Annotated in this window: 7 protein-coding genes and 1 tRNA gene; all 8 read left to right on the top strand. The window is 59.7% G+C overall.

Annotated features, from left to right (window positions below):
- Positions 1–18: 18 nt before the first annotated feature.
- The 8 genes from HMPREF2710_RS08225 to HMPREF2710_RS08260 all read left to right on the top strand — a co-directional run bounded on the left by HMPREF2710_RS08225 (position 19) and on the right by HMPREF2710_RS08260 (position 8,967).
- Complete coding sequence (locus HMPREF2710_RS08225) at positions 19–765, top strand: nucleoside triphosphate pyrophosphohydrolase (RefSeq protein ID WP_049346817.1); 747 nt, start codon at positions 19–21, stop codon at positions 763–765.
- 371 nt (positions 766–1,136) lie between these two features.
- The gene (gene eno / locus HMPREF2710_RS08230) at positions 1,137–2,417 is read left to right on the top strand and encodes a phosphopyruvate hydratase (RefSeq protein ID WP_005506838.1); all 1,281 of its coding nucleotides are present in this window, start codon (positions 1,137–1,139) and stop codon (positions 2,415–2,417) included.
- Between the two features lie 223 nt (positions 2,418–2,640).
- The gene (locus tag HMPREF2710_RS08235; protein ID WP_070600587.1) at positions 2,641–3,285 is read left to right on the top strand and encodes a septum formation initiator family protein; all 645 of its coding nucleotides are present in this window, start codon (positions 2,641–2,643) and stop codon (positions 3,283–3,285) included.
- 85 nt (positions 3,286–3,370) lie between these two features.
- The gene (locus HMPREF2710_RS08240; protein WP_049341514.1) at positions 3,371–3,970 is read left to right on the top strand and encodes a DUF501 domain-containing protein; all 600 of its coding nucleotides are present in this window, start codon (positions 3,371–3,373) and stop codon (positions 3,968–3,970) included.
- Between the two features lie 152 nt (positions 3,971–4,122).
- Complete coding sequence (locus tag HMPREF2710_RS08245; RefSeq protein ID WP_070600589.1) at positions 4,123–5,076, top strand: Ppx/GppA phosphatase family protein; 954 nt, start codon at positions 4,123–4,125, stop codon at positions 5,074–5,076.
- A gap of 63 nt (positions 5,077–5,139) precedes the next feature.
- Positions 5,140–6,789: a S8 family peptidase gene (locus HMPREF2710_RS08250; protein WP_070600591.1), complete on the top strand. Its 1,650-nt coding sequence runs from the start codon at positions 5,140–5,142 to the stop codon at positions 6,787–6,789.
- Positions 6,790–7,247: 458 nt separating this feature from the next.
- Positions 7,248–8,633, top strand: a complete 1,386-nt coding sequence (locus HMPREF2710_RS08255) for an NAD(P)/FAD-dependent oxidoreductase (protein ID WP_005506850.1) — start codon at positions 7,248–7,250, stop codon at positions 8,631–8,633.
- A 260-nt stretch (positions 8,634–8,893) separates the two neighbouring features.
- A tRNA-Leu gene (locus tag HMPREF2710_RS08260) sits at positions 8,894–8,967 on the top strand.
- Positions 8,968–9,091: the final 124 nt, after the last annotated feature.

Below are 9,091 nucleotides of genomic sequence, written 5' to 3' on the forward strand. Positions count from 1 at the left end.
TCGATGAGGAAGATTGTTATGACTGATACCTCTAATACTCCTGAGGCTTCTGCGGCGCAGAACGTTCAGGACACTGCCGCCCGCGCGGCTGAAGCCTTCGGCACCCTGGTGGAAACCATGGCGCTGCTGCGCGCACCGGGCGGTTGCCCGTGGGATGCTGAGCAGACTCACGCCTCCCTAATCCGCTACCTGGTGGAGGAAGCCTACGAGGTTGTCGAGGCGGTAGAAACCGGCGGCGAGCCGAATATGCCGCTGCTGCGTGAGGAGCTGGGCGACGTGCTGCTACAGGTGGTGTTCCACTCTGATATTGCTGCGGCAAACCCGCAGGGCTTCGACATCGTGCAGGTGGTTGAGGGCCTTGTGCAGAAGCTTCGTTCGCGCCACCCCGATGTGTTTGCGGCTGAGTCTGAGGGCTCTTCGGAGGCGCCTCGCACCGCGGCTGAGCAGCAGGCGGCGTGGGATGCGTTGAAGAAGAAGGAGAAGAGCGACCGTGGCGCGCTGGATGGTATTCCACCGCATCTGCCGGCGCTCGCTATGGCTGAGAAGACTGCTGTGAAGGCACGTAAGGCGGGTATTATTCTGCCGCCGGAGCCCACGAGCATGGAGGACGACCTGCGCTATATGCACACTGAAGAGGAATTCGGCGAGCTGCTCTTTGCGTTGGTGAGCCGCGCACAGCGTAATGGTTTGGATCCGGAGCGTGCCCTGCGTTCGTACACTCGTCGCTATATTGCTCAGCATACGCATGATGAGCCGAGCTATTAGAAACGCTGGTTGAGTTCTTCTGTGAGACGCTTTGAAATCTGTTCTCTGAGGGAATGAAAGGTTTCAAAGCGCCTTCTGTTTGTTTGGGGTTGTGTTGGGCAACCGTGAGGATGCTCGTGGCACATACCCCGGCATTTGGGCTCATGTTGTGCTTTGGGGGAGTACCCACACCCTCACAATGTGGGGGAGTGTGGGTCTTGTTCCGCTTTGTAGCGCCTGACTAAGGGTTATTGAGACCTTCATTAAGGCAATAAAAAAGCGGTGGCAACTAGTGTGTTTGTGTGGGAGTTTTGCTAGAATTTAGGGGACGCGACTTGTCCACTACCGGGTGAGCCGTTCACATCCTTGACATCTCATAAGGAGAACAATTCATGGCTGTTATTACCGCAGTTCACGCACGCCAGATCCTGGATTCCCGTGGCAACCCGACCGTTGAGGTTGAGGTTCTGCTCGAAGACGGTGCTTTCGCACGCGCAGCTGTGCCCTCGGGCGCATCCACCGGTGAGTGGGAAGCTGTTGAGCGCCGCGACGGCGACAAGTCCGTATACCTGGGCAAGGGCGTTCTGGGCGCAGTGAAGTCTGTTATCGAAGAAATCGCTGAAGAGGTCATCGGCATTGAGGCTTCCGACCAGCGCGCTGTTGACGCAGCCATGATTGCTCTGGATGCAACTAACAACAAGGGCAAGCTGGGCGCAAACGCAATCCTGGGTGTCTCCCTGGCTGTTGCTAAGGCTGCTGCTGAGTCCGCTGACCTGCCCCTGTACAAGTACCTCGGCGGCCCGAACGCTCACGTTCTGCCCGTCCCCATGATGAACATCCTCAACGGTGGTTCTCACGCAGACTCCAACGTTGACATCCAGGAGTTCATGATTGCTCCCATCGGCTTCGACAACTACTCTGACGCTCTGCGCGCAGGTGTTGAGGTTTACCACTCCCTGAAGTCCGTGCTGCACGACCGCGGCCTGGCAACCGGCCTGGGCGACGAGGGTGGTTTCGCACCCAACCTGGAGTCCAACGCAGCTGCACTGGACCTGATCGTTGAGGCAATCGAGAAGGCTGGCTACAAGCCGGGCGAGCAGGTTGCACTGGCACTGGACGTTGCATCCTCCGAGTTCTACAACGACGGTGCATACGAGTTCGAGGGCCAGAAGAAGTCCGCAGCTGAGATGAGCGCATACTACGCTGACCTCGTTGCAAAGTACCCCCTGGTTTCCATCGAGGATCCCCTGGATGAGAACGACTGGGAGGGCTACAAGACCCTGACCGAGCAGATCGGCGACAAGGTCCAGATTGTCGGTGACGACCTGTTCGTGACCAACCCCGAGCGCCTGGCTCGCGGTATCGAAGAGGGCGCAGCTAACGCTCTGCTCGTGAAGGTGAACCAGATTGGTTCGCTGACCGAGACCCTCGACGCAATGGAGCTGGCACAGCGCCACGAGTACCGTTGCATGGTTTCTCACCGTTCCGGTGAGACCGAGGACGTCACCATCGCTGACCTGGCTGTTGCAACCAACGCTGGCCAGATAAAGACCGGTGCTCCCGCACGTTCCGAGCGCGTTGCTAAGTACAACCAGCTGCTGCGCATCGAGGAAGAGCTGGGCGAGGCAGCTGTTTACGCTGGCAAGTCCGCATTCCCCCGCTTCAAGGCATAAGTTACTGAAGCATCCGACCGCGTGAGCGGTTAGACGTCAAGGAGGCGGTGCTACCCCGTAGGGGAGTGGCACCGCCTCCTTCTCTGTGCGCGATCTATCAGCTCAGGTATGCCGTGGCAGGGTAGAATGTATCGCTTGCAACATAGAGCTGGGGAAGCCCTCCGAACCCGGTAGAATATGAAGGAAGCGTTTAGCGGCACAGAACGGAACGAGGGATAGAGCAATGAGCCAGCGAGCAAACCAGCAGACCCGGTCGCACTCTACGAGTTCCACTGCACCCGCTCAGGGCGCTACCGCCTCCGATGCGCCGCGTGGCGCCGCTAAGGAAGCCCGCACCTCCCTGATGAAAAAGGCTAGTGCCCTTTTCTTCGGCGTGGGCTTGAACCAGCGCCACCCCGAGCGTGAACGTCAGGCGCAGGCTCGCCGTGAGGAGCGCGCCCGCCGCCGCGCCGCAGCCCAGCAGGGCAGTGAAGAAGGCGGATACGACGCCCCCGTGGCGGCTCATATGTTCTCCGGTCGTAGCTTCCTGACTACTGTTGTGGTGGGCGTGATTGCGCTCGGTACCGCATACCCGGTGGTCACCTACATTGACCAGGATCGGGAAATTAAGCAGATCAACGCGCACATTTCCCAGTTGCAACAGGAGAACGCCCAGCTGAAGGCGGAGCAGACCTGGTGGAACGACGACAACTACGTTCGCCAGCAGGCACGTAGCCGCCTCTACTATGTGAACCCCGGCGACACCCCCTACGTGGTCACCGGCATTACCGAGGACTCCACGAAGGCGGACGGTACTTCTGCGAATGCGAAGAACGCCCCCGAGGAAGCCTGGACCACGAAGGTTTGGAATTCTCTCGAGAAGAACTAGCCCCAGCTGCCGGCAGGAACCCCCGCCCTGGCAAGCACCCGGCATAAGCGGACGAGGTGACCCCTCGTTCCAGAAACTTAGGATTATGAGCACCGAAAACACCATTGAAGAGCTGAAGGCACGCACCCCCGGCGGCTTCGGCGTAACTGTTGAAACCCTGACCCCCACCGAGCAGGACATCCGCGTTCTCTCCGCGCAGCTGGGCCGTAAGGTCCGCGACGTGATTGAGATTCCGGCACGCTGCGTGTGCGGTAACCCGCTCGTGGCTGCTACCGCGCCGCGCCTGAGCAACGGCACCCCCTTCCCGACCGTTTTCTACCTGGCGCATCCGGTGATTACCGCTGCGGCTTCCCGCCTGGAGGCGGGCGGCCTGATGTACGAGATGACCGACTCGCTGGCTGAGGACGCCGACTTGGCGGCACAGTACGCTGCCGCACACGAGAACTACCTGGCTGAGCGTGAGCGCATCCGCCTGATCAGCGGCACCGAAGAGGTCCCGGAGATTGACGGTATCTCTGCCGGCGGTATGCCGACCCGCGTGAAGTGCCTGCACGCTGTTATCGGCCACACTCTGTCGGTGGGTCGCGGCGTGAACCCGATGGGTGACCGCGGCCTGGACGCTATCGCCGAGTGGTGGACCCCCGAGGTCTGCTCCTGCGACCCCGCGTGGCGTGAAGAAGCCTAAATATTGATTCTGGTGCGCCCGCATCGTCTTGAAGGACGGTGCGGGCGCATAATAGATAGAAGAAAGAGCGCCGAAAAGCGAAAATTTTTCGCCTGCGGCGCTCGCGTTGCCTTTGGCACTGATTGGTATTGAAGACCTGAAAGGAACCCACCGTGCGCGTTGGAGCGATTGACTGCGGTACGAACTCTATTCGCCTGCTGATTGCTGATTCCACTACTGAGGTGGTGGACGGGGTCGAGAAGACCGTCCTGAAGGACGTTGTGCGTGAGATGCGCATTGTGCGTCTGGGTCAGGGTGTGGACGCGACCGGCTGGCTGGCGCAGGAGGCGCTGGACCGTACTTTCGCTGCGGCTCGTGAGTACGCGCAGTTGCTGAAGGAGCACGGCGCTGATTCGGTACGTTTTGTGGCGACCAGTGCGACTCGCGATGCGGGTAACCGTCAGGTGTTTGTGGACGGTATCCGCGAGATTTTGGGTATTGAGCCCGAGGTTATCAGCGGTGATGAGGAAGCTGCTCTGTCCTTTGCTGGTGCGGTGCGCGCTGTCGGTTACGGTGATGGCGATACCCTGGTGTTCGACCTGGGTGGCGGTTCGACTGAGTTCGTGCTCGGTGACGAGTCGGGTGTGAAGGCTTCCCGCAGCGTCAATATTGGTTGTGTGCGTCTGACTGAGCGTCACATGATGAGCGCCCCGTCGACTGACTCGCAGATTGCCCGTGTTGAGGCTGATACTGACGAGGCTCTCGAGGTGGCTCGTAAGACTGTGCCCCTGCAGGATGCACGCCGTGTGGTGGCTGTGGCTGGCACCGCGACCACTGTGGCTGCCGTTGCGCTGGGTCTGGACCGCTACGATTCTGAGGCTATTAACGCTCAAAGCTTCTCCGTAGAGACCGTTCAGAAGACCGCCCGCTGGTTGGCTTCGCTGAGCCGAGCCGAGCGTGAGGAGCTCGGCTACATGCACCCCGGCCGGGTGGATGTGATTGGTGCCGGCGCGACGATTTACGCTCGCATCCTGACCCGTCTGAATGAGATGACTGATGGTGCCGTGGATTCGGTGACCGTCAGCGAGCACGACATTCTGGACGGTATCGCTCTGTCCCAGCTGTAGGCTTGAGCGCTCGCGCCGTGAACCGATGGTGGTTCGCGGCGCGGCTCAGCTTGAGGAGTTTTAATGTTCCATTCTGAGCGTCGGCGAGGTATGCCCCTGCCCGGCTGGTCTGTTGCGCCGTCTTTCGCCTGTGCGTCTCGTGTATTTGGTGTGCGCGCTTCGGTTGGTTCTGACCGAGGCGCTACTCGCCGCATCCCTAAGGTTGCAGCTTTGGGCGCTAGTGCCGCGTTGACTCTTCTGCCGTTGTGGACCCCGCTGGCGCCTGCCGCTTGGGCGACGGACCCGACGCCTTCAGCTTCTGCGTCCCCGAGCCCGAAGAGGGAGGTGACGGCTACTCCTTCGCCGTCGGGTACTGCGGTGCCAAAGACTTCGGCAACTCCAAGTCAGGGCGCGGATACTGCCAGCGGCGATGATGTTCGTCAGCGTGAGTATTGGCTGAATGAGTACGGCATTACGTCCTTGTGGTCGCAGGCTACGGGTAAGGGCGTGACGGTTGCTGTGATTGATACGGGCGTGGACGGTACCCACCCGGATCTTGAAGGTAATGTTCTGCGCGGTACCGATGTCTCGGGCGTGGGTAGCGAGGACGGTTGGAAGGGCCTGGGTGCTGAGCCGATGCACGGCACGGAGGTTGCTTCTCTGATCGCCGGTCACGGTCACGATACGCGGGGCTATTCTGCAATTGCAGGTCAGCCGGGTAAGCCGACCGGTGTGATTGGTGTAGCTCCCGATGCGAAGATTCTGCCGATTTCGCTGAATATGGGTACGACCGGCGGCAAGAGCATTGATGAGCAGATTCCGGCGGCGGTGCGTTATGCGGTCGACCACGGGGCTCAGATTATCAATATGTCGATTGGCTCGAATAAGACGAGCTGGCCGCAGAGCTGGGATGAGGCGTTTGCCTACGCTGAGCAGAAGGGCGTGCTGATTGTTGCGGCTGCGGGTAACCGCGGTAGCGGCTTGACGCAGGTTGGTGCTCCGGCGACGATTCCTGGCGTGCTGACCGTGGGCGGTATTGACCGGAAGAAGGCTGTTGCTGAGGGGTCGTCGACTCAGGGCATTTCGATTGCTGTGGTTGCTCCGAGTACGGATATGATTGCGGCTGCTCCGGGTAACGGGTACATGATTTGGTCTGGTTCTTCGGCTGCTGCCCCGCTGGTGACGGGTGTTGCGGCGTTGTTGAAGCAGAAGTATCCGAAGGAGTCTGCGGCTCAGCTGGCTCAGCGTTTGATTGCTTCGGCTGATGATGCTGGTGCGACGGGCCGTGACCCTTTGTATGGTTACGGTATTTTCAATCCGCAGGATGCGATGGCTTTGGCGGCGCCTACGGTGACGGCTAATCCGTTGGGTTCGATTTCTGAGTGGATTGCTGTGCACCGTAAGCAGCAGGTGAGCGATCCGACTCCTAGCGATGCTGCGCCGGTCCATGAGGAGGGTGAGAGCATTGTGAAGGCGGCTGCGCCGGATGCGCGTCGCCCTCCGGAGGATCGTGGCTGGTTGCCGCCGGTGATTTTGGCGGCGCTGGTGTTGTGGCTGACGATTATTACGGCTGGTTCGGTGCATCGTTTGCACAGGATGCATGTGAGCGCGGGGCAGGCTACGCGGATGGCTCGTGCGGCGGCGCATCATCCGGGGTCTCATCGGGGTACTCGCCGCGTGTCGAAGAAGTCTCAAGAAGCTGCACGGAAGAGTGCTCGCCGGACCTCTCGTTAGTACTGTTTGCTGGTGTTTTTCTCCTACATGGAAGCTTTATATGTTCGCCCGGGGCTGACTTTTGAGTTGGCCCCGGGTTTTATTGTTTGGGGGTGGGGGTTCTGGCGGGACAGGCAGTAATAAACGAAAATATCGAACACGTCGCGTAAAAATCGGAAAGGGTGTTTTTGACCGTAACCACCATTAAGGGGTGAACCCCGTTCAGATGCGCAAAACTTTTAACTTAGGGTGCGCCCTGAGACGGCATAAGTGCGAAATTACCTAAACAAAGGCGTAAAATAGAAGATAACAGGTATGTGATAGACAGGCTCGTGCTGCTAGCCACTTCGCGTTGCGTAAGGACTTCCAGAGCGGGCCGCTTTGTTCGTCAGGGGAGCTTTCGGAACGAGCCGAAAGTTACGCATACCACCCTACCGGGGCTACCGAACCTCGGTACCTAAAGACTAGGAAGTAACAAAATGGCATTCACTAAGGTGGCACAGGACCGTCCTCGCGTCCTGATCGTCGGTGGCGGCTACGTCGGCTTCACCGTTGCTAAGAAGATTCAGAAGGCTATCAAGGAGACCGGTGGCGTTGTCACCATCGTTGAGCCGAACCCCTACATGACTTACCAGCCCTTCCTCCCCGAGGTTGCAGCAGGTTCCATGGAAGGCCGTAACGCAACTGTGCCGCTGCGCCAGCACCTGCGCGACACCGAGCTGATTCCGGGCCGTGTTGTCTCCATCGACCACGCAAACCGCACCGCTGTTGTGGAGCCCACCGACAACGGTGAGCCCTTCGAGCTGAAGTACGACGAGATCGTTCTCGGCGCAGGCGCAGTGACCCGTGCATTCCCGATTCCGGGTCTGGCAGAGGTTGCTATCGGTCTGAAGACCATTGAAGAGGCAGTTTCTGTTCGTAACTGGGTTCTGGATCGCATCGAGGTTGCATCCATGCTCAGTGATGCTGAGGCACGTCGCCGTGCCCTGACCTTCGTCATTGTTGGTGGTGGCTTCGCTGGCGTTGAGACCATCTCCGAGCTCGAAGACATGGCACGCGTTGCTGTTGAGCGCAACGAGCGTCTTTCCGTTTCTGACCTGCACTTCGTCATGATTGAGGCTGCACCGCGCATCATGCCCGAGGTTCCCGCAGACCGTGCAGAGAAGGTCGTTGCAGAGCTGCGTGCGCGCGGCATCGAGATCCTGCTGAACACCTCCCTCTCCGACGCAACCGACGGTAACCTGCAGCTGATCAACATGGCTGACAAGTCCCCCGCAGGCGAGATCAAGACCGACACCCTGATCTGGACCGCAGGCGTGGCAGCATCCCCGATGCTGAAGAACACCGACTTCCCGATTGACGAGCGTGGCCGCGTTCGCGTGAGCGCAGACCTGCGCGTCACCGGCGACGACGGCGTGGTCGAGGGTGCTTGGGCTGCAGGCGACAACGCAGCTGTTCCGGATCTCTCCGGTGGCGGCGTGGGCGGCTTCTGCGTTCCCAACGCTCAGCACGCTTCCCGCCAGGCTGTTGTTCTGGCTAAGAACCTGCTGGCTGCTCGCCGCGGCGAGCCCCTGACCGACTACTACCACGAGACCATTGGTGTTGTGGCAGGTCTGGGCCTGTGGAAGGGCGTTGCAAACTTCAAGGGCAAGACCATTGGCGGCCCGCTGGCATGGATCATGCACCGCGGCTACCACGGCTCTGCAATCCCCACCACCGAGCGCACCGTTCGCGTTATGACCACCTGGGCTCTGAACCAGATCTTCGGTCGCGACACCTCCTCGATCCGCCACCAGCGCTCCCCGCGCCTGGCATTCCAGGAAGCAACCGGTACCGCACCGGCACGCCAGAAGGCAAAGCTCTAAAATAGCCTGACTTGGGGTCTATCTTCCTGAGATAGTGCACCTGAGATAAAGTAACGGGCGGTGTGGAAGACTTCGGTCTTCTGCACCGCCTATTTTGCGCTTGGATGCTTGCGAGCTGTTTAGCTTAGCTGCCCACCAGCGCTTTTGCGTGATGCTTGCTGCGGCGGGGCGCGGGGAACTGTTTGAAATGTGTCTCTGCTTAGATTCGAGTGCGTTTTCGTGGAATAATAAATATTTGTGTCCCGGACTGTTCGGGATACGCCCTCATAGTCCAATTGGCAGAGACAGAGGACTTAAAATCCTTGTGTTCTGGGTTCGAGTCCCAGTGGGGGCACTGCATAGACACGCGTAGATGCGCGGTATAGATAGGCGGCGGCTCTTCCCGTAGGGGAGGAGTCGCCGCTCGCGTGTTTGAAGGTTTACATGTCTGGGTTTTTTGGGGGGGGGGGGGGGAAAAA

It is taken from the genome of Rothia sp. HMSC069D01 (assembly GCF_001810135.1).
Lineage (GTDB): Bacteria > Actinomycetota > Actinomycetes > Actinomycetales > Micrococcaceae > Rothia.

Coding starts and splice junctions, on each gene's coding strand:
- eno (WP_005506838.1), top strand. CDS start 1,137: ATGGCTGTTATTACCGCAGTTCACGCACGCCAGATCCTGGATTCCCGT.
- HMPREF2710_RS08225 (WP_049346817.1), top strand. CDS start 19: ATGACTGATACCTCTAATACTCCTGAGGCTTCTGCGGCGCAGAACGTT.
- HMPREF2710_RS08235 (WP_070600587.1), top strand. CDS start 2,641: ATGAGCCAGCGAGCAAACCAGCAGACCCGGTCGCACTCTACGAGTTCC.
- HMPREF2710_RS08255 (WP_005506850.1), top strand. CDS start 7,248: ATGGCATTCACTAAGGTGGCACAGGACCGTCCTCGCGTCCTGATCGTC.
- HMPREF2710_RS08250 (WP_070600591.1), top strand. CDS start 5,140: ATGTTCCATTCTGAGCGTCGGCGAGGTATGCCCCTGCCCGGCTGGTCT.
- HMPREF2710_RS08240 (WP_049341514.1), top strand. CDS start 3,371: ATGAGCACCGAAAACACCATTGAAGAGCTGAAGGCACGCACCCCCGGC.